A 25068-nucleotide genomic window follows, 5' to 3' on the forward strand; every position below is an offset into this window, starting at 1 on the left:
GGGGAATTCGTGAGTATGCAGTTCGGCCCGCCCGCCGCGATCGAAGCGCGCGGGCTCACCAAGCAGTTCAAGGCCGTTCGGGCGGTGTCGGACCTGAGTTTCACCGTCCCGCTCGGATCGATCACCGGATTCCTGGGCCCCAACGGTTCGGGGAAGACGACGACCCTCCGGATGCTGCTGGGCCTCATCCGTCCGACCGGCGGCGACTCACGGATCCTCGGGGTTCCGTTCCACACGATCGACGAGCCCGCGCGCGCCGTCGGCGTCGTCCTGGATTCTCGCGGCCTGCACCCCGGGCGCACGGCGCTCGACCATCTCCGGGTGTACGCGTCGGCGATCGGTGTACCGGACGGGCGCGCCGCGCAGGTGCTGCACCTCGTCGGTCTGACCGAGGCCGCCGACCGCAAGGCGGGCACCTTCTCGCTCGGCATGCGGCAACGACTGGCCCTCGCCACGGCCATGCTCGGCGATCCGCAGATCCTCGTCCTCGACGAACCGTCCAACGGCCTCGACCCCGAGGGCATCGCGTGGCTGCGCGACTTCCTGATCGGGTTCGCCCGCTCCGGACGCACCGTGCTGGCGTCCAGCCACCTGCTCCGCGAGGTGGAGCAGATGGTGGACCACGTCGTGATCGTCAGCCGCGGAACCCTCGTCCACCAGGGATCGATGGACGCGCTCCGGACGGCTCACCGGGCGCGGTTGTTGGTCTCGTGCTCGGATCCGGCCCGTCTCGCGACCGCGCTGGCCGCGACCGGCGTCGTCGACATCCAGCACCTCACCGACGGCCGCATCGCGATCGGCGGATCCGATCCCGCCGCGGTGGGCCGCGTCGCCGCCGGAGCGGACGTCACGGTGTTCGGCGCCGCCACCGAACACGTCGACCTCGAGCAGGTCTTCCTGGCCATGACGTCCGGGCAGTACGCCGCACCGGGGTCCGGGTTCGCACCTGGCTACGGACCGCCGCCACCCGGTTACGGCGCGCCTCCCGGCTACAGCGCCCCGCCCGGACAGCCGCAGGCGCAGGTACCGCCACCGATCCAGCCCTGGTTCGGTCCCACGAACGGAGGCGGACCGCGATGAACCGACTGCTGACCGCGGAGTTCCGCAAGATCACCACCCTCCGTCTCTGGTGGGCCCTCGGGCTGGCACCGCTGTTGATCGGCCTGCTGTCCGGCGCGATCGGTCTGCCGTTCGTGTCGGCGCTCGCGGAAGAGTCCGAGTCCGACGAGATCGGCACCGCCGTCGCCGCCATCGGCCTGTTCGTCGCGCTCGGTTCGGTGTTCCTGTTCGCGGCGCTGTTCGGCGCGCTCAACGCAGGCGCCGAGTACCGGCACAACACGTTCGCCGGCACGTTCCTCACCGCCCGGGGACGGGACCGCGTCGTCGCCGCGAAACTCGCCGCGACCGCCGCGGTCGGATTCCTGTACTGCCTGGCCATCGAAATCGTGAGCGTGCCGCTCATGCTCGCCTTCGCGCCCGACGAGTTCCGCGTCGACTCCACGATCCTCGGCGTGCTCCTGATCGGACTGCTCGCGTCCACGCTGTGGACGTTGCTCGGCGCCGGCCTGGCGCTGGCGACGGCGTCGTCGATCGGCAGTGCCATCGGCCTCGTGTCCTGGTACGTGCTCGGGGAGAGCATCGCGCGACTCGTGCTGTCCGGGCTCGGGCTCGACGCAGTCGGCCAGTGGCTGCCCGGATCTGTCACGTTCACCGCTTTCGTCTCGGTTGTCGACGACAGCAGCTCGCCCGGCTGGCCGCAGTGCCTCGTCGCATTGGCGCTGTGGGCGGCCGCGTCGTGCGGGCTCGGGTGGTGGGCCACCCGGCGTCGCGACATCACCTGACCGACACACCCCGATCGCCGGCCCCACCGCCTCGGACGGGGTAGTCGGAGCTGTCGGGGCACCGGACTACCGTTGACCGGGATGGCAACACAGGATGCGACACCGGTCACCGACGAACACCGCGGCTGGATACGACGACTCACGGCGGAGTGCTTCAGCCACCGGAGGACCGCCGTCGGCGCGCTCGCGGTGACGGTGGTGGCGGCGCTCATCGACATCGCGTTCCCGTTGCTCACGAAGGTCGCGGTCGATGCGGCGTCGGGTGGAGAATCCTCCGCCATCCGCGTCATCGCGGGCATCGCCGCGCTCATCGCGCTGCTGGGCTGCGTCCGGTTCGGCTGCCAGTACGGGCGGCGGATGCTGGCGGGACGACTGTCCCTCGACGTGCAGCACGACCTGCGGCTGGGCCTGCTCGGCTCGCTGCAACGGCTCGACGGGCGCGGCCAGGACCAGATCCGCACCGGCCAGGTGGTGTCGCGGTCGATCACCGACCTGCAGCTCGTCCAGGGCCTGCTCGCGATGGTGCCGATGTCGGTGGGCGTGGTGCTGCAGTTCGTCCTGGCGCTGGTGATCATGGCGTGGCTCTCACCGCTGCTGACCGTCGTCGCGCTCGTCGTGGTGCCCGCGGTCGCCCTCGTCGTCTATCTGGTGCGGCCCATGCTGTTCGCGGCGACGTGGTCGGCCCAGCAGCGCGCCGCCGACCTCGCGCAGCACGTCGAGGAGACGGTCACCGGCGTGCGGGTGGTCAAGGGCTTCGGGCAGGAATCCCGGGCCGTCGACCAGCTCGAAGACCTGGGACGGACGCTGTACGCCGAGCGTCTGCGCGCCGCCCGGATCAATGCGCGGTTCGCGCCGTCGATGGCGGCGATCCCCCAGCTCGGGCTCGTCGGCGTCGTGGCGCTGGGCGGCTACCTGGCCCTGCACGACCGGATCACCGTCGGCACGTTCCTCGCGTTCGCCGCGTACGTCGCCACCATGACGGCCGCCACCCGCACCCTGTCCCAGGTCGTGATCATGGCGCAGCTGTCACGGGCCGCGGTGGAGCGCGTGTACGAGGTGATCGACACCGAACCCGAGGTGTCCGATCCGCCGCACCCGATCGACCTCCCGGACGGCCCGCTCGGCGTCCGGCTCCGCGACGTCGGATTCGGGTTCGACGACGACCGCGCGGTCCTGTCCGGGCTCGATCTGACCATTTCCCCCGGCGAATCCGTCGCGGTCGTGGGACCGGCCGGATCCGGCAAGACCGCGCTGTCGCTGCTGCTCCCCCGCTTCTACTCACCGAGCTCCGGCAGCGTCGCGCTCACCGCCGACGGTCGAGAGTTCGACGTCGCCGACGTCCGCGCCGAGCAGCTCCGCGAGGCGGTCGGCCTGGTATTCGACGAACCGTTCCTGTTCTCCGACACCGTCGCGGCCAACATCGCGCTCGGCCGCCCCGATGCCAGCGCCGAGGAGATCCGGGTGGCCGCGGAACTCGCGCAGGCCGACGAGTTCATCACCGCGCTCGCGGACGGATACGACACCGTCGTAGGCGAGCGTGGGCTCACGCTCTCGGGCGGTCAGCGCCAGCGGGTCGCACTTGCCCGCGCGCTGCTCGTCGACCCGCGCGTCCTGATCCTCGACGACGCGACGTCCGCCGTCGACGCCACCACCGAGGCCGTCATCTTCGACGGCATCCGGTCCGGCCGGGACCGGACGACGCTGATCCTGGCGCACCGACGATCCACGCTCACCCTCGCGGACCGCGTCGCCGTCCTCGACGGGGGCCGGATCGTCGACATCGGCACCGTCGACGAACTCGACGAACGCTGTCCGCTGTTCCGCGCCCTGCTCGCGTCGCCGGACCCGTCCGACACCGCCGTCGACTCCGCACCCCTCGTCGTGGCACCCGACCCCACCGAGGCGCAGCTGTGGCCGGACGTCGAGGACGACGACAGCGAGCGCGCATCGGGCGACGGCAGCCCGGCCCGGCCGGGCCACGGGCACGGTGGCGGCGGGCACATGAGCGGCGCACTCGGCGGCGTGGCCGCGACGCCCGAGCTGCGGCGCGCCGTCGACGCGCTGCCCCCGGCCGACGAGGACCCCGAGACCGACACCCGTCGCCTCCGCCGCGACGATTCCGAGTTCCGGCTGAGCCGGCTGCTGCGCCCGGTGCGATGGATCCTCGCCGGCGTCGTCGCGTGCCTGGCCCTGGACTCGCTGATCGGGATCGTGTTCCCGGCGATCGTGCGCTACGCGATCGACCACGGCATCGTGCCGGGCGACTCGGGACCGCTGTGGGCGGCCGCGGCCGTCGGCACGGTACTGGCGCTGGTCGGCTGGCTCGTCGTCGCGATCCTCACGGTGATCACGGCCCGGGCCGGTGAGCGGGTGTTGTTCGGGCTGCGTGTGCGCAGCTATGCCCACCTCCAGCGGCTGGGCCTGGACTACTACGAGCGCGAGCTGTCCGGGCGGATCATGACCCGGATGACGACCGACGTCGACGCGCTGTCGTCGTTCATCCAGACGGGGCTGTCGACCGCAGTGGTGTCGCTGCTCACGCTCGTCGGGATCGCGGTCGCACTGCTCGTCACCGATGTCACCCTCGCCCTCGTGGCGTTGGCGGCGCTCGTGCCGCTGACGATCGCGACCGTCGTCTTCCGCAGTGTCTCCAGCACCGCGTACTCGGTGTCGCGGGAGCGGATCTCCGTGGTCAACGCCGAGTTCCAGGAGAACGTCGCAGGCCTGCGCGCCGCGCAGGCGTACCGCCGCGAGGAGTTCACCGCGCAGCGCTTCGCCGAACGCGCGGACAGCTACCGCCGCAGCCGCATGCGGTCGCAGCAGGCGATCTCGGTGTACTTCCCGTTCATCACACTGCTGTCCGACCTGGCGCTGGCCGCGGTGGTGTTCGTCGGCGCGCAGCGGGTGGCCGACGGGTCCGCGACCGCCGGCACTCTCGTCGCGTTCGTGCTGTACCTCGGGCTGCTGTTCGGTCCGATCCAGCAGTTGTCGCAGGTGTTCGACGGCTACCAGCAGGCCGACGTCGGCCTGCGCCGGATCGGAGATCTGCTCGCGACACCCAGTTCGATCGAGACCGCCGACGCCGAGCGGACCGTCCCCATCACCGGGCACCTGCGCGCCGACGTCTCGTTCGACGACGTCACGTTCCGCTACCAGGGCGCCGAGTCCGACGCCCTCAGCGACGTCTCGCTGCACATCCCGCCCGGCACCACCGTCGCGCTCGTCGGGCGGACCGGGGCCGGAAAGTCGACCGTCGTCAAACTGCTCGCCCGCTTCTACGACCCGACGACCGGTTCGGTCCGGGTCGACGACGAGGATCTGCGCCGCTACCCCCTGCACGACTACCGGCGCCGTCTCGGCGTGGTCCCGCAGGAGGCCCACCTGTTCACCGGCACCGTCGCGAGCAACATCGCGTACGGGCGGCCGGACGCGTCGCGCGCCGAGATCGAAGCCGCCGCGCGGGCGGTGGGCGCCCTGCCGACGATCGCGGCGCTGCGCGCGGGCATGAACCAACCGATCGGCGAACGCGGACAGGGGCTGTCCGCGGGACAGCGTCAGCTGATCGCGCTCGCCCGCGCCGAGATGGTGGATCCGGACCTGCTGCTGCTCGACGAGGCCACCGCGACCCTCGATCCGGCGACCGAACGACTCGTTCTCGAATCGAACCGCATGGTCACCCGGAAACGCACGTCAGTGGTCGTCGCGCACCGGCTCGCGACGGCCGCGCGCGCCGATCTGGTGGTGGTCGTCGACGGCGGCAGGATCGTCGAAAGCGGTGTTCACAGCACCCTTCGACATGCCGGTGGTCACTACTCCCGGCTCTGTGATGCGGCAGCGCGCGAACAGGGGAATAATTCGTCCGCGAGAACCGTCTTCGATGGTGACCCCATCGCAACAGTGTGAGACAGCCAACACGCGGCGGACCGGATGGCCGCGCCCGCCGCGCGGACGCTAGCCTCATGTGTATAGGCGCTCTGATCGGGTACCGAAGAAAGAAACGAGGCGAACACCTGCCGTGAGCAGCAGCTCTACTTCCCAGTTCGGACAGAACCAGTGGTTGGTTGACGAGATGTACCAACGCTTCCAGGATGATCCCTCATCCGTGGACGCGAGTTGGCACGAGTTTCTGACGGATTACTCGCCCGACGCGGCGAATGCCGCCGGGAACGGTGAGGCGCTCAACGGCGCCGGTGATGTCGCCACCAAGGCCGCGAACGGGGCCACCGCCCCGGCACCGGCAGCTGCAGCTCCCGCCGCACCGGCACCCGCTGCTGCTCCCCCGGCTGCACCGGCTCCCCCGGCACCCAAGCCCGCCGCCGCCCCGGCACCCAAGGCAGCAGCGCCGGCACCCAAGCCCGCCGCGGCTGCTCCCGCGGAGAAGTCCACGCAGGACGCCAACCAGGTCCTGCGCGGTGCGGCAGCCACCGTTGCCCGCAACATGTCCGCCTCGCTCAGCATCCCGACGGCCACCAGTGTTCGCGCCATTCCGGCCAAGTTGATGTTCGACAACCGCATCGTCATCAACAACCACCTCGCCCGTACCCGCGGCGGCAAGATCTCCTTCACGCACATCCTCGGTTACGCGATCGTGCAGGCGGTCAAGGCGTTCCCGAACATGAACCGGCACTTCGCCGAGATCGACGGCAAGCCGAACGTCGTCACCCCGGCGAGCACCAACCTGGGTCTGGCCATCGACCTGCCCGGCAAGAACGGCAGCCGCTCGCTGGTCGTCGCCGCCATCAAGGGCACGGAGTCGATGAACTTCGTGCAGTTCTACGGCGCCTACGAGGACATCGTCCGTCGTGCGCGCGACGGCAAGCTCACTGCCGAGGACTTCTCCGGTGTCACGATCTCGCTGACCAACCCGGGCGGCATCGGCACCGTGCACTCCGTGCCGCGTCTGATGTCGGGCCAGGGCGCCATCATCGGCGCCGGCGCGATGGAGTACCCGGCCGAGTTCCAGGGTGCGAGCGACGAGCGCATCGCGGAGATGGGCGTCGGCAAGCTGATGACGCTGACCTCCACCTACGATCACCGGATCATCCAGGGCGCCGAGTCCGGCGACTTCCTGCGCACGATCCACAACCTGCTGATCAGCGACGAGTTCTACGACGAGGTCTTCCACTCGCTGCACATTCCTTACGAGCCGGTCCGCTGGCGCAAGGACGTGGCGGAGGGCGCCGTCGACAAGAGCACCCGCGTGCTCGAGATGATCGCCGCATACCGCAACCGCGGCCACCTCATGGCCGACACGGATCCGCTGCAGTTCGTCAAGGACAAGTTCCGCAGCCATCCCGACCTGGACGTCACGAGCCACGGCCTGACGCTGTGGGACCTCGACCGCGAGTTCAACGTCGGCGGCTTCCACGGCAAGTCGCGGATGAAGCTCCGCGACGTCCTGTCGATCCTGCGTGACGCGTACGCCCGCCACATCGGCGTCGAGTACACCCACATCCTCGAGCCCGAGCAGCAGATGTGGCTGCAGGAGCGCGTCGAGGCCAAGCACGTCAAGCCGACGGTCGCGCAGCAGAAGTACATCCTGAGCAAGCTCAACGCCGCCGAGGCGTTCGAGACGTTCCTGCAGACCAAGTACGTCGGTCAGAAGCGCTTCTCGCTCGAGGGCGCCGAGTCCGTCATCCCGATGATGGACGCGATCATCGACCAGGCCGCCGAGCACAGCCTCGACGAGGTCGTCATCGGCATGCCGCACCGCGGTCGCCTGAACGTCCTGGCGAACATCGTCGGCAAGCCCTACTCGAAGATCTTCACCGAGTTCGAGGGCAACATGAACCCGGCGGCCGCGCACGGCTCCGGCGACGTGAAGTACCACCTGGGCGCCGAGGGCACCTACATCCAGATGTTCGGCGAGAACGACATCAAGGTGTCGCTCACCGCGAACCCGTCGCACCTCGAGGCGGTCGACCCGGTCCTCGAGGGCCTGGTCCGCGCGAAGCAGGACATCCTGGACAAGGGCCAGGACGGCTTCACCGTCATGCCGCTGATGCTGCACGGTGACGCGGCGTTCGCCGGCCAGGGTGTCGTGGCCGAGACCCTGAACCTGGCGCTGCTGCGCGGCTACCGCACCGGCGGCACCGTGCACGTGGTCGTCAACAACCAGGTCGGCTTCACCACCGCCCCGGAGCACTCGCGTTCGTCCGAGTACTGCACCGACGTCGCGAAGATGATCGGCGCGCCGATCTTCCACGTGAACGGCGACGACCCCGAGGCCTGTGTCTGGGTTGCCCAGCTGGCCGTCGACTTCCGCGAGAAGTTCGGCAAGGACGTCGTCATCGACCTCATCTGCTACCGCCGTCGCGGTCACAACGAGGGCGACGACCCGTCGATGACGCAGCCGGCGATGTACGACCTGATCGACACCAAGCGCAGCGTCCGCAAGAGCTACACCGAGGCCCTGATCGGCCGCGGCGACATCTCGCTCAAGGAGGCCGAGGACGCCCTGCGCGACTACCAGGGCCAGCTGGAGCGGGTGTTCAACGAGGTTCGCGAGCTCGAGAAGTTCAAGCCGGAACCGTCGGAGTCGGTCGAGCTCGACCAGACCCCGCCGGCCCGCCTGCAGACCTCGGTCGACGCCGCGACGCTCGCCCGCATCGGTGACGCGTTCGTCAACGTCCCCGAGGGCTTCACGGTGCACCCGCGCGTCAAGCCGGTCATCGAGAAGCGTCGCGAGATGTCCCGCGAGGGCCACATCGACTGGGCGTTCGCCGAGCTGCTCGCGTTCGGTTCGCTGGCCGAGCAGGGCGCCATGGTGCGCTTGGCCGGACAGGACTCGCGCCGCGGCACCTTCACGCAGCGTCACTCCGTGCTGATCGACCGCAAGAACGGCGACGAGTACAGCCCGATCGCCGACCTCGCAACGGCTGCCGACAACGGCGGCAAGTTCATGGTCTACGACTCGGCGCTCACCGAGTTCGCAGGTCTGGGCTTCGAGTACGGCTACTCGGTCGGCAACCCCGACGCCCTGGTGCTGTGGGAAGCGCAGTTCGGTGACTTCGTCAACGGCGCGCAGACCATCATCGACGAGTTCATCTCGTCCGGTGAGGCCAAGTGGGGCCAGCTGTCCGACGTCGTGCTGCTGCTGCCGCACGGCCACGAGGGCCAGGGCCCGGACCACACGTCGGGCCGCATCGAGCGGTTCCTGCAGCTGTGCGCCGAGGGCTCGATGACGGTGTCGATGCCGTCGACCCCGGCCAGCTACTTCCACCTGCTGCGTCGTCACCACCTGGACGGCATCCGCCGCCCGCTCGTGGTGTTCACGCCGAAGTCGATGCTGCGCAACAAGGCTGCCGTCAGCAACCTCGAGGACTTCACGACGGGCAAGTTCCGTTCGGTGTTCGAGGAGCCCTCGTACGAGACCCAGGGCGGCGACCGCACCAAGGTCAAGCGTGTGCTGCTGACCGCGGGCAAGATCTACTGGGAGCTGCTCGCCAAGAAGCAGAAGGAGAACCGCGACGACGTCGCGATCGTCCGCATCGAGCAGCTGTACCCGATCCCGCGCCGCCGCATCGCGGAGACGCTGGACCGCTACCCGAACGTCAACGAGTTCTTCTGGGTCCAGGAAGAGCCGGCGAACCAGGGTGCATGGCCGTTCCTCGGCCTGGCCCTGCCGGAACTGCTCCCCGAGCGTCTCGCGGGCATCAAGCGCGTCTCGCGTCGCGCGATGTCGGCACCGTCGTCCGGCTCGAGCAAGGTCCACGCCGTCGAGCAGCAGGAGATCATCGAGTCCGCGTTCTCGCCGACGAAGTGATGTCCCTGATCGGCTGAGAAGCTGACACACGACACCGGCCCGTCCACTCTTCGGAGTGGGCGGGCCGGTGTCGTTCTTTGCACTCCGCACCGAGCGCGATAAGTGCGCACAACGCGAGGCCGAGCCCCCGATTCCCGCGCTAAGTGCGCAAAACGCGAGACGGAGGGGGCCAGGGTCGCGATAAGTGCGCGAAACGCGGGGCGAGGTCAGCCGCCGAGCAGCGCCGCCGCCATGCCGGAGCTGAGTGCGACCGCGGGCAGCGCGGTGACGAGCAGTTCGATCAGTTCGTCGCGGGGGATCTCGGGCGCCCGCAGCCACGTGATGGTGGCTTCCTCGACGAACGCGATCCAGCCACGCACCGACAGCGCGATGCGGGCGTCGGGTTCGATTCCGAGCATCGGTAGCTGCTCGACGACGCGTCGGGCCATCTCGGCGCGGGTGCTCTCGAACACCTCCCGCATCGCGGGATCGCCGCTCGCGGTGCCCCGCAGCAGAGACACGTAGGTGTCGCGGTTCTCGGACACGTAGTCGACGTACGACGCCATGACGTCCCGCAGGATCTCGATCGGTGCGAGATCGAGGTTCGGCGCGGTGCGGGCGAGCATCTCCGCGCTCGTGTGGCGCACGATCGCGACGTGGAAGTCGTGCTTGGACGCGAAGTAGTGGAACAGCAGCCCGCGCGACACTCCGGCCTGGTCGGCGATGTCCTCGACGGAGATCTGTTCGAGCGGGCGGTCGGCCAGCATGCGGACGCCGAGGTCGATGAGCTGGGCGCGTCGCTCCTCCGGGCTCAGGCGTACACGTTTGACGGCATCCATGCAGCCACCTTACTGAATCGGAGTCAGTAGGCTATTGACTGCTGATCAACAAGCTCCTACGCTCCCCTATATGAGTCTTCCAGTCACAGATACTTCCGCCCGGGCCGCGTCCCCGCGCCAGGTCGACACCCTGATCATCGGCAGCGGCTTCGCGGGTCTGGGCGCTGCTATCAAGCTGGTCCAGGAGGGCAAGCACGACTTCCTGGTGCTCGAGCGCGGCAACGCCGTCGGCGGCACGTGGCGCGACAACACCTATCCCGGGGCAGCGTGCGACGTCCCGTCGCACCTGTACTCGTACTCGTTCGCGCTCAATCCCGAGTGGACGCGGTCGTTCTCGCCGCAGCCGGAGATCCAGAACTACATCTCGTCGGTGGCGCGTAAGTACAACGTGCTCGACAAGCACATCTTCGGATGCGAGGTGCAGTCGGCGCACTGGAACGACGAGGCCGCCCACTGGGAGGTGCAGACGTCGCAGGGCGACTTCGTCGCCAAGATCGTGGTCGCCGCCGTCGGCGCGCTGTGCGAGCCGTCGCTCCCGGACATCGCCGGCATCGAGGGTTTCGAGGGCGAGATCTTCCACTCGGCGCAGTGGAACCACGACGCCGACCTGACCGGCAAGCGGATCGCGGTGATCGGCACCGGGGCGTCGGCCATCCAGATCGTGCCGCAGCTCGCGGCGAAGGCCGCGCAGCTCGACGTCTATCAGCGCACCGCGCCGTGGATCCTGCCGCGCGCCGACCGCGAGTACACCAAGGCCGAGCACCTGGCATTCAAGTACGTCCCCGGCTTCCAGAAGCTGTGCCGCACCGGCATCTACTGGATGCGTGAGACGCAGGTCGTCGGCCTCGCGAAGGCCCCGATCTTCATGAAGCCTCTGCAGTTCACCGCGGAACGGCACCTGCGCCGCCAGATCAAGGACCGGGCGCTGCGCAAGAAGGTCACCCCGAACTTCCGGATCGGCTGCAAGCGCATGCTGATCTCCAACAACTACTACCCCGCGCTCGCGCAGTCGAACGTCGACGTCGTCACCGACGGCATCGCCGAGGTCCGCAAAGACTCGGTCGTCGATCGCACCGGCGTCGAGCGCAAGGTCGACGCGATCGTCGTCGCGACGGGATTCCACGTCACCGACTCCCCCACGTTCGCAGGCATTTTCGGCAAGGACGGGCGCTCGCTCGCGCAGACGTTCGACGAAGGCGGCCAGCAGGGCTACAAGGGTGCGGCGATCGCGAACTTCCCCAACATGTTCTTCCTGGTCGGCCCCAACACCGGGCTCGGCCACAGCTCGATGGTGTTCATGATCGAGTCGCAGCTCAACTACGTCGTCGACGCGATCAAGGTGATCGAGCGCTACGACATCGGAACCATCGAGGTGCGCAAGGACGCCCAGGACGCCTACAACCGCGACCTGCAGGCCAAGCTGACGAAGAGTGTGTGGAACAACGGCGGTTGCGCCAGTTGGTATCTCGACAAGCACGGCAACAACACGACGCTGTGGCCGGGCTTCACGTTCGAATTCCGCAACATGACCAAGCAGTTCGACCTCGGGGCCTACCGTAGCGTGACGACCGGCGATCTACCGGTGCCCGCGATGACGGCGCAGACGCCCGTCGCGGACCCGATCGAAACCGAACTGACCGATCTCGACGACGACAAGGTGGCGGCACAGTGAGCGAGTTCGCAGGAAAGGTCTGCGTCATCACCGGCGCGGGCTCGGGAATCGGCCGGGCCCTGGCCCTGAACCTGGCGGGACAGGGCGCGAAACTAGCCCTGTCCGATATGGATTCGGTGGGGCTGGCCGAGACGGTCCGGCAGGTGGAGGCGCTGGGCTCGGACGTCAAGTCCGATCACCTCGACGTCACGCAGCGGGAGGCGGTGCTCTCCTACGCCGACGCCGTGGTCGCCCACTTCGGCAAGGTGAACCAGGTCTACAACAACGCCGGCATCGCCTTCCATGGCGAGGTGGAGCGCTCGGAGTTCAAGGACATCGAGCGGATCATGGACGTCGACTTCTGGGGCGTCGTCAACGGCACCAAGGCGTTCCTGCCGCACGTCATCGCGTCGGGCGACGGGCACATCGTGAACGTCTCCAGCCTGTTCGGCCTGCTGTCCATTCCGGGGCAGAGCGCCTACAACGCAGCGAAGTTCGCGGTGCGCGGATTCACCGAGTCGCTCCGTCAGGAGATGCTGATCGCGAAGCACCCGGTGAAGGTCACGTGCGTCCATCCCGGCGGCATCAAGACCGCGATCGCCCGCAACGCCACGATGCCCGACGGCGACGACCAGGTGACGTTCGCGCAGTTCTTCGACAAGCGCCTCGCTCGCACGACGCCCGAGGACGCCGCGAAGACGATCACGAACGGTGTCCGCAAGGGCAAGGCACGGGTGCTGATCGGTGCGGACGCGAAGTTCCTCGATGCGTGGGTGCGGATCGTCGGCCCGAGCTATCAGTGGGTGGTCGCGACCGTGACGTCCCGCGTGATGCCGAAGTCCAGGTAGCGAAGGGATCCACGATGCGTTCGGTCCGCCTTCCCCTGCCCCTCGTCGAGGCGAGCGTCAAGCCGTTCTATCGACTCGCGCTCAACGCTCGTCTCCCGTTCCGGGTACAGCGGGCGCTGTTGGACCTCGCCGCACCGATCCAGACGCTGCCCGACGGGACGGTCGTCGAGAGGACCACTCTCGCCGGCCGTCCCGCGGAGCGGATAACCGTCGGAGCCACCGAGCGCCCGCACGCGGTGCTGTACCTGCACGGCGGGGCGTACACCATCGGATCGCTCGCGACACACCGATCCCTCGCGGCACACCTGGCACGCGAATCCGCCGGTGTCGTCTACACCCTCGACTACCGTCTGGCCCCCGAGCATCCGTTCCCGGCCGCCCTCGACGACGCTGTCGCGGCGTTCACCGAGCTGGTCACCGAACACGGATTCACCGCCGATCGCGTTGCAGTCGCCGGTGATTCGGCCGGCGGAGGCCTGGCGCTCGCGACGGCCCGCCGGCTGATCGACACCCACGGGCTGTCTCCGGCCGCGCTCGCGCTCATCTCGCCGTGGGTCGATCCGGGTTCGCGGGACGCACCGTTCGATCGCGACACGGTGGTGAACACCGCGTGGGCCTACGCCTCCGCCGACGCCTACCTGGGCGGTGGCGGTCCCGCCGATCCGGGTTATGCACCGCTGCACGGCGATCCGACGGGTCTACCGCCCGCCGCCGTACACGTGGGCACGGCCGAGGTCCTGTACCCGCAGATCGTCGAACTGGTGTCGCGCCTGCGTGCGGCGGGAAACAACCTCCACTACGTGGAGTACCCGCGCCTGTGGCACGTCGCCCACCTGCAGGCGTCGCTGCTCGGGGAGGCCGCCGACGCCGTCGCCGACCTCGGCGGATTCCTCCGCTCGGCGTTCGCGTCAGGCGTGCTCGCCGAGCCACTCCGCGGCAGCGTCGGCTGACGAGGTCTCGCCGTCGCGCACCCGCGCCGCCATCGCCGTCAGGTCACCAGTGCTCAACTGCAGGATCACGCTGAGGCTCCTGATGTCGTCGGCGGTCAGCACGCCACTGCGGAAGAGCGGCACCACGTTCTGAGCCGTGAACGCGCCCTCGTCGTCGGTGAGCACGACCAACTCGTCCTGCGCAACCACCGGATCGGCGGCGGTGGTCCCGCCGACCGGCGACGCTGCGGCTGCGAGTTCGCGTGCGCCCCCTGACGGCGATTCGACCGGCACGACGGCGGCGAACGTGCACCCGTACCGCGACTGCAACCGGTCGAGAACGCCCGCATCCGAAGCGAAGTCGTCGGACGCGTACAGCGTGAGCGTGGAGCACCGGTCGGCGAGGTCGGCGACCGAACTCGCTCCGAGCGCCTCGGCCTGCCCCTCGGTCAGCACGAGCGCGGACCGGTCGTCGGCAGGCGCGTACTCCGACACCGAAAGCCCCTCCGGCAGAGATCTGCTGAGCGCGTCGTACACCTCCTCGGCCTCGGTGACGTCCGCCGAGGAGTCGAACCGGTGCAGCAGTCGCCCGGTGTGCTCGGGCACGAGCGAGATCCGGTTGCCGTCGAGCGCGGCCAGGCGGTCGGCCTGGTCGCCCAGTCCGAGGACCAGTTCCGTGGACCTGCCGTTCGCGCCGAGCGCGCCCGCGTAGAGGCGGGCGACGAGTTCACTCTCGACCGTGTCGGCCGCACCGATCACCACCGCGGGAGCGGTGGGCCCGCCGGTGCGGCTGCTCGTGTCCACCCCGCACGCCGCGACCGCGGGAATCGCCGCCAGACCTGCCGCGAGACCTGCCGCAAGCCTGAGGATGCGCCCATTTCCTTTCGGTGCCACCGTGTCCCTCTCCGATCGACGTCTCGTGCGACCCCGGCATCTGTGGTGCCGTGCGTTTGTCGTACCTATCGTTACACTGAGTCCGCGCACCATCACGAGCGGTCGAGAGATCCGGCTTGTCGCCGCGCGACGACCGTACTCCGCCGATAACGGGGGCCGGCGTCACGCCGGATCCGATGGAAGGACGACATGAACGTTTCCCGGATTCGCCTGCGCCGCCGCCTCGGCACGGGGCTCATCGCCCTGCTCGCGCTGTCCCTTGCCGCCTGCGGTGGCGATCCACTCGACAGCGGCGGTTCCACCGGCGACAGCGACGCGATCGTCGTCGGGTCGGCGAACTTCCCGGAGTCGGAGACGGTCGCGTTCGTCTACGCCGAGGCGCTGCAGGCCAACGGGTTCGACGTACAGACCAAGATGAACATCGGCTCCCGCGAGGTGTACGTCCCGGCGCTGCGTGACGGGTCGCTCACGCTGATCCCGGACTACACCGGGAATCTGCTCGAGTACCTCGATCCCGCGTCGACGGCCTCCACCGCCGCGGAGATCGACGCCGCACTACCGGCCGCGCTGGCACCGGATCTCGCGATCACGACACCCGCACCGGCCGAGGACAAGGACGCCGTGGTCGTCACCCGGGAGACGGCCGAGAAGTGGAACCTGACGTCCATCGCCGACCTCGCGGCGCATTCCGCCGAGGTGACCTTCGCGGCGCCGGCCGAGTTCCAGGAGCGGTCGGTGGGACTGCCGGGCCTGCGCGAGAACTACGGCCTCGACATCGCGCCCGCCAACTTCGTGCCGATCGGTGACGGCGGCGGCCCGGCGACGGTGAAGGCGCTCACGTCCGGGCAGGTGACGGCCGCGAACATCTTCACCACCTCCCCCGCGATCGAGGCGAACGACCTGGTCGTTCTCACCGATCCGAAGAACAATTTCCCGGCCCAGAACGTCGTCCCGCTGATGCGGGCGTCGGCGAGGACCGACCAGGTGACCCGCATCCTCGATGCGGTCTCGGCCAAGCTCACCACCGAGGAACTCGTGGGCCTCAACGACGCGGTGTCCGGTAGCAGCAAGACCGAGCCGCAGGCCGCCGCGAAGGAGTGGATTGCACGTCAGGGCCTGGACACCCCCGTCTCGTGATCTCCTTCTCCGCTGTCTCCAAGCGTTTTCCGGACGGCACGGTCGCTGTCGACGGGCTCGACCTGAAGATCGACGCCGGATCGTTCACGGTCTTCGTCGGCCCGTCCGGCTGCGGAAAGACCACGTCGATGCGGATGATCAACCGGATGGTGGTGCCCACCGCGGGCACCGTGACCGTCGACGGACGCGACGTCGCGACCACCGATGCCGTCGAACTGCGGCGCTCGATCGGGTACGTCATCCAGGGCGGCGGGCTGCTGCCGCATCGCACCGTCGTCGACAACATCGCGACCGTTCCCGTGCTGCGGGGGCAGTCCCGCCGCGCGGCCCGGCGTGCCGCACTCGACGTGCTCGACCGGGTGGGGCTCGATCCGGTGCTGGCGGGCCGGTATCCGGCGCAGCTGTCGGGCGGCCAGCAGCAGCGGGTGGGCGTGGCGCGGGCACTCGCGGCCGATCCGCCGATCCTGCTGATGGACGAGCCGTTCAGCGCGGTCGACCCGGTGGTGCGGGCCGAGCTGCAGTCCGAGATGCAGCGCCTGCAGGCCGAACTGCGCAAGACCATCGTGTTCGTCACCCACGACATCGACGAGGCCGTCCGGCTCGGCGACCGGCTCGCGGTCTTCGGTCCGCACGGCCGGCTGCAACAGTACGATGCCCCGAACACCGTGCTGGCTTCTCCCGCAACTGATTTCGTCGCGGACTTCGTCGGCCGAGACCGTGGCTACCGCGGGTTGTCGTTCCGCAGCGCCGATTCGGTCCCGCTGCACGACGTCCGCCGCCTCCGCGAATCCGAGATCCCCGCCGCGACACTCGCGCCCGGGGACTGGGCCCTCGTCGTGACCGACTCCGGGCACCCGCAGGGCTGGATCGACGCGGCCGGTCTGGCTGCCGTCCGGACCGGCCGGCCCGTCGCGCAGGCGTCGGCGGCGGGCGGGTCGCTGTTCACGGTGGGCACCGATCTGCGGCAGGCGCTCGACGCGGCGATCTCGTCGCCGTCGGGGATCGGCGTGGCGGTCGATGCGTCGGGTGCGGTGGCCGGCGGCATCGATGCGGCCGACGTCGTGGCGCTGCTCGCCGAGCAGCGACGCACGGAGGATCGCCTCCGGAGCGGACGGTGACGGCGTGCGCTACCTGACCGAGAACTTCTCGTACGTACTCGAACTGACGCGCGAGCACCTGTATCTGGCCCTGCTCCCGCTGCTGCTGGGACTGGTGATCGCGATCCCCCTCGGCACGGCCGTCCGGGGCGTCCCGTGGCTGCGCCGCACGACGCTGGTGGTCGCGAGCATCGCGTTCACGATTCCCTCACTCGCGCTGTTCGTCACGGTCCCCACCGTCTTCGGGCTCGCGATCCTCGATCCGACCAACGTCGTGATCGCATTGACGATCTACTCGACGGCCCTCCTGGTCCGCGCCGTGCCGGAGGCGCTCGACGCGGTACCGGCCGACGTCGTGGACTCGGCGACCGCGATGGGCTTCACGCCGCTGCGGAGGGCGCTGACCGTCGAACTGCCACTGGCCCTTCCGGTCCTCGTCGCGAACATCCGCGTCGTCGCTGTCACCAACATCTCGCTCGTGTCGGTGGGCGCGCTCATCGGCGTCGGCGGACTCGGTGAACTGTTCACGAAGGGCTACCAGCGGGATTATCCCGAACAGATCGTCGCCGGCATCATCGCGATCGTCGCGCTCGCGCTGATCTTCGACGCCGCGCTGTATCTCCTCGGCCGGTACCTGACGCCGTGGCAGCGCGCCGGCACCCGCCGGGTCCGGTCACAGCGTGCGACCGTCACGCTGTCGGAGGGCCCGGCCTGATGTTCACGAGCGCCTGGGACTACCTCGTGGATCCCGCGAACTGGCAGGGCCCGACGGGCATCGGCGCCCGGATCCTCCAGCACCTCTGGTACAGCCTGCTCGCGGTCGCGGGAGCGGCGGTGGTCGCGGTGCCGATCGGGTTGGCGATCGGGCACTTCCGCCGCGGCGAGATCGTCGTCGTCGGTGTGGTGAACGCGCTGCGCTCGCTGCCCACGCTCGGCGTGCTCACGCTGCTGGTGCTACTGCTCGGGCTGGGGTTGATCCCGCCGATACTCGCGCTGGTGCTGCTCGGCATTCCGCCGTTACTGGCGGGCGCGTACGCGGGAGTCGCGAACGTGGACCGGCAAGTGGTCGACGCCGCCGAGGCAATGGGGATGACGCCGCTGCAGGTGCTGCTGCGCGTCGAGGTCCCCAACGCGCTGCCGCTGATTCTCGGCGGACTGCGCAGCGCGACACTGCAGGTGATCGCGACCGCGACGGTGGCCGCGTACGTCAATCTCGGCGGCCTCGGCCGCTACATCTTCGACGGCCTCGCGCTGCGCAGCTACGACCGTGTCCTCGTCGGCGCGATCCTCGTCGCCGCGCTCGCCTTGGTCGTCGACGCGATCCTCGCGGCCGCCGTGTGGGCGTCGGTGCCCGGCACCGGGCGCCTGCGCCGCCGGCTAGCGGTCACACCGTCGCGAGGAACTTCAGAATCAACGCGTTGACCTCACCGGGCTGTTCCAACTGCAGGAAGTGACCCGCGTCCGCGACGACGTGCGCCGCGCTTCCCGGCGGCAGCGCGGACGCCGCGGGCGCCGCGAGACGCGGATCGAGGCACCCGTCCCGGCCGCCGTGCAGGTAGAGCGCCGGGGTGATCGGGGGACGCATCTCCGCACCCACCCACCGTCGATAGCGGGCGGGAGGCCGAGGAAAGGGCCGAGCCATGTTGCGGTAGTAGCCGATCACCGCGCGCCGGTGCTCCTGATCAGCCATCGCCGCCGCCACGGCGGGCAGGTCTTCCGCGGCGTCGTACCCGGGTGACCAGTCCGACCACAGCCGCGGGACCACCCGGTCCGCCCACCGCTCGGGCAGGACCGGCAGTTGGTTGAACAGGATGTACCAACTGTTGCGGAGCTGCCGGGGCAGGGCCGGCAGCACCGCCGGAGTGCGCAGCGTCGGGATCGGCGGCACCGCGAGCGCCGCGACCGCGACGAACGGGTTGTCGGGATGCGCGGCAAGCGCGTTCGCGGTGACCGCACCCCAGTCGTGACCGATCAGCACCGCGTCGGCTCCCCCGCCCATGCGGGTGTGGATCGCCACGGCGTCGTCCATCAACGCCGCCACGTGCCCGCTGCGGTCGTCCGGCACCGCGGAAGGCGCGTAACCGCGCATAAACGGGGCAACCACCCGCCAGCCCGCGTCTGCGAGGACCGGACCGAGGTGCCGCCAGGTGTGGGCCGTGTCCGGGAAACCGTGCAGCAGGACCGCGAGCCGGCCCGTTTCCGGACCCCACGTCAATGCCCGCAGGCGGACCGCATCGAGGTCCAGGGTGATCTCATGCATGCGGACCATCCTGGACGAAACCAAACGAACACGGACCGGATCCGGCGACATGACCCACGCTGAGCAGAAAGGGGCCCCGCCGCAATTGCGACGGGGCCCCGCTCACGCGTTGCGGCGGGTCGTCAGGCGACGCCCTCGTCCTTGGCGGCCTGCGCGACGGCGGCGGCCACGGCCGGCGCGACCCGCGGGTCGAGCGGGCTCGGCACGATCTTGTCGACCGCGAGCTCGTCGCCGAGCACCGACAGGATGGCGTCCGCGGCAGCGAGCTTCATGCCCTCGGTGATCCGGCGCGCACCGGCGTCCAGGGCGCCCTTGAAGACACCCGGGAACGCGAGCACGTTGTTGATCTGGTTCGGGAAGTCGCTACGACCCGTCGCGACGATCGCCGCGTACTTGGCGGCGATGTCCGGGTGGATCTCCGGGTCCGGGTTCGACATCGCGAAGATGATCGACTCGGGCGCCATCGTCGCGATGATCTCCTCGGGCACCGTGCCCGCGGAGACACCCAGGAAAACGTCCGCGCCGTCGAGCGCCTCGACCAGGCCACCGCTGCGGCCGGCCGGGTTGGTGCGGGACGCGAGATCGGCCTTGATCTCGTTGAGGTCCTCGCGGTCGGAGGACACGATGCCCTTCGAGTCGAGGACGGTCACGTCGGCGATGCCCGCGGCGAGCAGGATGTTGGCGCACGCGACACCGGCGGCACCGGCACCGGAGATCACCACGCGCAGCGCGGTGATGTCACGGTCCTGGACCTTCGCGGCGCCACGCAGTGCGGCGAGCGCGACGATCGCGGTGCCGTGCTGGTCGTCGTGCATGACCGGGCAGTCGAGGGCCTCGATGACGCGGCGCTCGATCTCGAAGCAACGCGGCGCCGAGATGTCCTCGAGGTTCACTGCGCCGAAACTCGGGCGCAGTCGAACGAGCGTCTCGACGATCTCGTCGGGGTCCTTGGTGTCCAGAACCAGCGGGATCGAGTTGAGACCCGCGAAGTTCTTGAACAGCGCCGACTTGCCTTCCATGACGGGCAGCGACGCGCGGGGACCGATGTCACCGAGGCCGAGGACCGCGGAGCCGTCGCTCACGACCACGACGAGCCGGTTGGTCCACGTGTAGCGATCGGCCAGCGTCTCGTCGGCGTGGATTGCGCGGCTGACCTGCGCAACACCGGGCGTGTACGCGATCGACAGCGCGCGCTGGGAATCGAGCGGGGCGGTGGTCTCGACCGAGAGCTTGCCACCGATGTGGCCCGCGAAAATTTCCTCGTCGGTTATTTCGACCTTTGGCGTAACGGAAGCTTCAGACACAGGGGACACGATGACACTCCTCTTGAGGCCAGACTCACTCGGGTCCTGGTTACTGAGAAGTAACCGAATCGTGGAGGTGAAAACGATGCGGCACTTGACGAACACAGGATTGATCGGTTGCAGCTACCGGAACGCGCGATCGTTGCACTGCTAGCCGGAGCGTGATGGCGCCGGGCGGGGTGGGCCCTGGCACAAGTTCTGCCACCTGAAGAACTCCGAGAAGGGCGGTAGCACCCACGCGGAGTGCAATGATTTTGCACCATCGGAAGGCAGGAATCAAATCCGCCAGAACGGTCACTCCCTCACGGAAACCGACCTCTACCTGTGAGGATGTAAATCAGCGGGGCGCGCGGGTCAGGACCACCACTGGGTCCACAGCAACAGAGCGGTAATCACGAGAATCGCACCGGAGGCGAGGGCGGACGTCCCACCGCGGCGCCGATCCGAGAACACCTGCAGGCCGACGACGAGCACACTCGCGACGACGTGCGCGGCGATCGACTCCGCGCCGGGCCCGGGAAAGTCGCGATCCGATGCGAGGTACGCCGCGACGAGCACGACCACCGTCAGCACGACGACACCGCCGGCGACCACACCGGACAGTCCACGCAGCGTCCTCGCCACCCACGAATCACGCGGACGACGCCGGACGGACCCGAAGTCCTCGTACGTCATCGACCCGCTCCTCCGGTCGCGGGGAGGTCGACAGCGCCGGCGCCGGTGAGGACCGGGACGCCGCTCGCGCGCGCAACGATCTCCTCGTAAGCCTCCGGCGAGGTCGTGTGCTCGCCGAGGGCGATCGTCTTGTTCGTTCCGTGGTAGTCCGAGGACCCGGTGACGACGAGATCCAGTTCGGAGGCCAGCGAGCGCAGCAGGGCCGCGTCGGCCGCATTGTGGTCGGGGTGATCGACCTCGAGCCCGCCCAGCCCGTGCTCGGCGAGTTCACGGATATGACCGATATCGAGGAGCCGGCCCCGGGTGCGGGCCCGCGCGTGGGCGATCACGCTGACGCCGCCCGCATCGGCGACCATCTCGACGGCCCGCTCGAGCGGGGTGTCGGATTTGTGCACGTAGTAGGGGCTGCGCGTCGACAGCAGGTCGGTGAACGCGTCGCCGACGCTGTCCACAACTCCCGCACGGACGAGCGCCCGCGCCAGGTGCGGACGCCCGACGGCGGGCCCGGCGTCCGCCAGGATCGCGTCCGGATCGATCGGCAGTCCCGCGTCGGCCATCCGGATCGCCATCGCTCGCAGCCGGGTCACTCGCTCGTCGCGCAGTCGCTCACGCTCGACGGCGAACTCCCGCGACTCGGGGTCGAAGAGGTAGGCGAGCAGGTGCACCGCGACGGGGCGGCCGTCCTCGCCGCGGCCCTCGCACGACATCTCCATTCCGCGCACCAGCCGCAGCCCCGCCGGCAGGGCCGCCGCGGCTTCCTTCCACCCCGAAGTGGTGTCGTGATCGGTGATCGCGAGGACGTCCACGCCCGATGCCGCAGCCGCCTGCACCAACTCCGCCGGGGAGTCGGTGCCGTCCGAAGCGGTCGAGTGTGTGTGGAGATCGATGCGCACCGAACCAGTGTGTCAGGTTCGCCCCGGTGACGCCGCGCGCCCGCACCCGTTGCGATCGACACGAGCCGCTTTCGGTTGGCCCGCAATCGAATCGGACATCAGCGCGGCAATACCGGGGCCGTCACAGCGTGGCCGCGCCGCGATCCGGGTCGCGGACGTCGATACCGGCCTCCGCCCACGCCTCGCGCAGCGCGGCGGCGCCCTTCAACCGGACCCATGCCGCCTCGGTCCCGGTGAGGGGCACCACCTCGAGGAACTGCACGGGGTCGAGCGGTTCGGGCAGAACCAGATCCGGAATGTCGCTCTCGCCGAGCAGCACGGCCGTGAACGGCACGCCCTTCCACAGCGGTTCACCGAGGTCGATCAGTCCGTCCGGACGCAACACGACGCCCTCGACGGAGGGCGCGGCCGCGAGCACGGCCAGTGTCCGGTGCACGCCCGACGCGACGCCGGCGCCGCCGATCAGGCTCAGGACGAGTTCCGCGCGCGGTCCGCGCGTCGGGTCGGCGATCATGTCGCTCGGGTCACCCATCGGGTGCCGGGAGCAGCCCAGGCTGGCATACCGGACGGGCGCGTCGCCGTCGCCCGGGTAGCGCAGGACGTCCACGGGTTCGACACCCAGGAAGGTCACCGACGCCGCGGTGGGCTCGGGACCGCCGATGTGCTGGTCGAGATGGGAACGCACGGCCGAGACAACGCTGTCAGTCACACACCCATCTAACACCGGTGTTCGACACGCGCCGTCGACGCATCGAACGGCCCTGCGCGCGAGGTCTTTCGGACCCCTCTCCCGACCACAGGGAAGACGACTGTACTTTGCGGCGCCAACCCACTAGTTAAATGAGATAACCAATTTGCAATTTCTTCCGGCCGACGCACTCGACTGCGACGCACTCGATTCGACTCGGCTCGACTTCGCACGGATTCACCCAGGAGTTCTCTTGTCTCGCCCCGATAGCCCCGCGCCTCGCACCGGCGCACCCGGAACGCTTCTCACCGCGGCCCTCTGCTTCGTCATCCTCGTCGTGTCCGTCCAGCAGACCGTGGTCCTCCCCCTGTCCGGCGTCATCAGCCGCCAACTGGACATCGGCACCACCGCGGTCGGGTGGACGCTCACGTCCGGGTTCCTCGCGGCCGCAGTCATGACACCCATCGCCGGACGCATGGCCGATCTGCGCAGCAAGAAGACGGTGCTGCTCGCGGTGCTCGGCATCGTCCTCGCCGGATCGGTCGTCGCGGCCGTGACCGAATCGCTGCCGCTGCTGATCGTCGCCCGGATCCTGCAGGGCGTGTCGTTCGCGGCGTTCCCGGTGAGCCTGGCGATCGTGCGCGAGGAACTGGCCCCCGGCAAGCTCACGTCCGCGATGGGCCTGCTGTCCGGGACGCTCGGCTTCGGCGGTGCCGTCGGCATGGTCCTGACGGGACTCGTCGTGCCCGACGGCGCGGACTACCGCCATGCCTTCTGGCTCGCGACCGCCCTGACGGTGGTGGCGATCGTCCTGGTCGTCGCCGTCGTTCCCGCTCGCGAGAATCCGGTCAGCGGGCGCGTGGACTGGCTCGGCGCGGCGCTCCTCGGCATCGGACTGGTGCTGATCCTGTTGCCGCTCTCGGAGGGCAACACGTGGGGCTGGGCGTCGGCCCGCACGCTCGGCTGCGCGGTCGCGGGCGTCGTCGTGCTCGTGTCCTGGTTCGCCTTGGAGCGGCGCATCGCCCATCCGTTGGTGCCGACCGAGATGCTGACGCACCGCCCCGTTCTGTTCACCCACCTCGCCGGTCTGCTGGTGGGCGCCGGCATGTTCGTGAACATCACGACACTCACGTACTTCGTCCAGACGTCCCGGGAGAACACGGGATACGGGTTCGGCGCCAACCCGATGGAGTCCGGACTGGTCTACATCCTCCCGGGGGCGACGGTCGGAGTCGTCGCGTCGATCTGCTCGGGGGCCCTCATCACCCGCTTCGGCGCTCGCGCCGTCATGGCGGCGTCGGGGGTGCTGGGCATCCTCGGATTCGGCTCCCTCATCGTCGCGCACGACGCATCGTGGCAGGTCATCGCGGGTTCGATGGTGGCGTCGGCCTTCACCAGCCTGGCGTACGCCGCGATGCCGGCGCTCCTCGTCGCCGAGGTGAGCAGTGACAACACCGGAGTCGCGAACAGCGTCAACTCGATCGCACGCACCGCGGGCAGTTCCGTCGCGAGCGCGCTGCTGGCGACGCTGCTGGCGAGCCTCACGATCGGCGACACCGCGTTCGCCCGGGTCGACGCCTATCTGATCGCGTTCGGGTTCGGCGTGGTGTGCGCGATCGTGTCGACCGTGCTGGTCTACGTCGGCGGCGGCGGCCGACGCACCACGGACGTATGGGACGAGTCCGCTGCGCCGGATCAGAGTGCGAGCTTGGCCAGCATGTCGCGGGCCGACTCCGCCGTCTTGGGGTCGCACAGCACGTCGTAGCGGCCGGCCACCAACTGCATCGTCGACGAGAAGTCGCGCGTGCCACGGGCGGCCGCGTACGGAATGGTCGTCGAGATCAGGCCGAAGACGATGCCGCCGAAGATGCCCACGAGCAACGGCCCCAGGAAGTCGCCGGTGAAGATCCCGAGCAGCAGTCCGAAGAACACACCCAGCCAGGCACCCGAAACGATGCCGCCGCCAATCACTTTGGCCCAGGTGAGTCGTCCGAGCACCCGCTCGACCTGCATGAGGTCGACACCGACGATCGTGACGTCCTCGACCGAGAACTGTTGGTCCGACAGGTAGTCCACCGCGCGCTGTGCCTCGGCATAGGTGGGGTACGAACCGATCGGCCAGCCGGTCGGCGGCGTCGGCAATCCGCGCCCCTGGCGGTTCGGCTGCGAGAGTGGATTCGTCATCGTCTTCGTCTCTCCTGCTCGGCGGCGTGCGATATGTCCGGTTTCTACCGGTAGCCGGTCCTTGATATCAATTGTGCCCGCACC

Annotated in this window: 20 protein-coding genes; 12 read left to right on the forward strand and 8 right to left on the reverse strand. The window is 69.3% G+C overall.

All coding sequences use genetic code 11. The features are described 5' to 3' along the window. The first annotated feature begins 15 nt into the window (after positions 1 to 15). The 4 genes from LCL87_RS00365 (at position 16) to LCL87_RS00380 (ending at position 9606) form a co-directional block, all read left to right on the forward strand. Positions 16 to 1080, forward strand: coding sequence for an ABC transporter ATP-binding protein (locus tag LCL87_RS00365; protein ID WP_225015572.1), 1065 nt, complete (start codon positions 16 to 18; stop codon positions 1078 to 1080). Next, positions 1077 to 1841 carry an ABC transporter permease gene (locus LCL87_RS00370; RefSeq protein ID WP_225015413.1) on the forward strand — a complete coding sequence of 255 codons (765 nt, stop codon included), beginning with the start codon at positions 1077 to 1079 and terminating at the stop codon, positions 1839 to 1841. Before LCL87_RS00365 ends, LCL87_RS00370 begins: the two co-directional genes overlap by 4 nt. An 81-nt stretch (positions 1842 to 1922) precedes the next feature. Further along, positions 1923 to 5744, forward strand: coding sequence for an ABC transporter ATP-binding protein (locus tag LCL87_RS00375; RefSeq protein WP_225015415.1), 3822 nt, complete (start codon positions 1923 to 1925; stop codon positions 5742 to 5744). Positions 5745 to 5856: 112 nt separating this feature from the next. Further along, on the forward strand, positions 5857 to 9606 hold the full coding sequence (locus tag LCL87_RS00380; protein WP_225015417.1) for a multifunctional oxoglutarate decarboxylase/oxoglutarate dehydrogenase thiamine pyrophosphate-binding subunit/dihydrolipoyllysine-residue succinyltransferase subunit: 3750 nt from the start codon (positions 5857 to 5859) through the stop codon (positions 9604 to 9606). Positions 9607 to 9812: 206 nt separating this feature from the next. On the opposite strand, the gene LCL87_RS00385 is transcribed toward LCL87_RS00380, so the two are convergent. Next, on the reverse strand, positions 9813 to 10424 hold the full coding sequence (locus tag LCL87_RS00385; protein ID WP_225015419.1) for a TetR/AcrR family transcriptional regulator: 612 nt from the start codon (positions 10422 to 10424) through the stop codon (positions 9813 to 9815). Positions 10425 to 10494: 70 nt separating this feature from the next. On the opposite strand from LCL87_RS00385, the gene LCL87_RS00390 reads away from it, so the two are divergent. The 3 genes from LCL87_RS00390 to LCL87_RS00400 are packed head-to-tail and all read left to right on the forward strand — an operon-like array spanning position 10495 to position 13873. After that, entirely contained in the window at positions 10495 to 12096 is a 1602-nt protein-coding gene (locus tag LCL87_RS00390; protein WP_225015421.1) for a flavin-containing monooxygenase, read from the forward strand. Next, positions 12093 to 12923: an SDR family NAD(P)-dependent oxidoreductase gene (locus tag LCL87_RS00395; RefSeq protein ID WP_225015422.1), complete on the forward strand. Its 831-nt coding sequence runs from the start codon at positions 12093 to 12095 to the stop codon at positions 12921 to 12923. The genes LCL87_RS00390 and LCL87_RS00395 overlap by 4 nt, the downstream gene beginning before the upstream one ends. 14 nt (positions 12924 to 12937) lie before the next feature. Further along, positions 12938 to 13873 carry an alpha/beta hydrolase gene (locus LCL87_RS00400; protein WP_225015424.1) on the forward strand — a complete coding sequence of 312 codons (936 nt, stop codon included), beginning with the start codon at positions 12938 to 12940 and terminating at the stop codon, positions 13871 to 13873. Here LCL87_RS00400 and LCL87_RS00405 read toward each other — a convergent pair. After that, positions 13832 to 14746, reverse strand: a complete 915-nt coding sequence (locus LCL87_RS00405) for an ABC transporter substrate-binding protein (RefSeq protein ID WP_225015426.1) — start codon at positions 14744 to 14746, stop codon at positions 13832 to 13834. The two genes, LCL87_RS00400 and LCL87_RS00405, sit on opposite strands and share 42 nt — an antisense overlap. 189 nt (positions 14747 to 14935) lie before the next feature. On the opposite strand from LCL87_RS00405, the gene LCL87_RS00410 reads away from it, so the two are divergent. From LCL87_RS00410 to LCL87_RS00425, 4 genes are read left to right on the forward strand one after another with little or no spacing between them, the layout of a single operon-like run. Beyond that, positions 14936 to 15883, forward strand: a complete 948-nt coding sequence (locus LCL87_RS00410) for an ABC transporter substrate-binding protein (RefSeq protein WP_225015428.1) — start codon at positions 14936 to 14938, stop codon at positions 15881 to 15883. Next, entirely contained in the window at positions 15880 to 17001 is a 1122-nt protein-coding gene (locus tag LCL87_RS00415) for an ATP-binding cassette domain-containing protein (RefSeq protein WP_225015429.1), read from the forward strand. Before LCL87_RS00410 ends, LCL87_RS00415 begins: the two co-directional genes overlap by 4 nt. Positions 17002 to 17005: 4 nt before the next feature. Further along, the gene (locus LCL87_RS00420; RefSeq protein WP_225015431.1) at positions 17006 to 17695 is read left to right on the forward strand and encodes an ABC transporter permease; all 690 of its coding nucleotides are present in this window, start codon (positions 17006 to 17008) and stop codon (positions 17693 to 17695) included. Beyond that, positions 17695 to 18402 carry an ABC transporter permease gene (locus tag LCL87_RS00425; protein ID WP_225015432.1) on the forward strand — a complete coding sequence of 236 codons (708 nt, stop codon included), beginning with the start codon at positions 17695 to 17697 and terminating at the stop codon, positions 18400 to 18402. The genes LCL87_RS00420 and LCL87_RS00425 overlap by 1 nt, the downstream gene beginning before the upstream one ends. Here the strand turns inward: LCL87_RS00425 and LCL87_RS00430 are convergent. The 5 genes from LCL87_RS00430 to LCL87_RS00450 all read right to left on the reverse strand — a co-directional run bounded on the left by LCL87_RS00430 (position 18365) and on the right by LCL87_RS00450 (position 22821). Beyond that, on the reverse strand, positions 18365 to 19240 hold the full coding sequence (locus tag LCL87_RS00430; protein WP_225015434.1) for an alpha/beta fold hydrolase: 876 nt from the start codon (positions 19238 to 19240) through the stop codon (positions 18365 to 18367). The two genes, LCL87_RS00425 and LCL87_RS00430, sit on opposite strands and share 38 nt — an antisense overlap. 122 nt (positions 19241 to 19362) lie before the next feature. Then, on the reverse strand, positions 19363 to 20553 hold the full coding sequence (locus LCL87_RS00435; RefSeq protein ID WP_225015436.1) for an NAD(P)-dependent malic enzyme: 1191 nt from the start codon (positions 20551 to 20553) through the stop codon (positions 19363 to 19365). A 345-nt stretch (positions 20554 to 20898) separates the two neighbouring features. Then, on the reverse strand, positions 20899 to 21219 hold the full coding sequence (locus LCL87_RS00440; protein ID WP_225015438.1) for a hypothetical protein: 321 nt from the start codon (positions 21217 to 21219) through the stop codon (positions 20899 to 20901). Beyond that, entirely contained in the window at positions 21216 to 22112 is an 897-nt protein-coding gene (locus LCL87_RS00445) for a PHP domain-containing protein (RefSeq protein ID WP_225015440.1), read from the reverse strand. Before LCL87_RS00445 ends, LCL87_RS00440 begins: the two co-directional genes overlap by 4 nt. Positions 22113 to 22233: 121 nt before the next feature. Further along, positions 22234 to 22821: a suppressor of fused domain protein gene (locus LCL87_RS00450; RefSeq protein ID WP_225015441.1), complete on the reverse strand. Its 588-nt coding sequence runs from the start codon at positions 22819 to 22821 to the stop codon at positions 22234 to 22236. Positions 22822 to 23053: 232 nt separating this feature from the next. Between LCL87_RS00450 and LCL87_RS00455 the strand changes: the two genes are divergently transcribed. Continuing rightward, positions 23054 to 24565: an MFS transporter gene (locus tag LCL87_RS00455; RefSeq protein WP_225015443.1), complete on the forward strand. Its 1512-nt coding sequence runs from the start codon at positions 23054 to 23056 to the stop codon at positions 24563 to 24565. On the opposite strand, the gene LCL87_RS00460 is transcribed toward LCL87_RS00455, so the two are convergent. Beyond that, a complete protein-coding gene (locus tag LCL87_RS00460; protein ID WP_225015445.1) occupies positions 24496 to 24984 on the reverse strand; it encodes a general stress protein in 489 nt (162 codons plus the stop codon). The genes LCL87_RS00455 and LCL87_RS00460 overlap by 70 nt on opposite strands. Between the last annotated feature and the right edge of the window lie 84 nt (positions 24985 to 25068).

Origin of the sequence: Prescottella equi, from assembly GCF_020171745.1 — a bacterium.
Classification (GTDB): Bacteria; Actinomycetota; Actinomycetes; order Mycobacteriales; family Mycobacteriaceae; genus Prescottella; species Prescottella equi_A.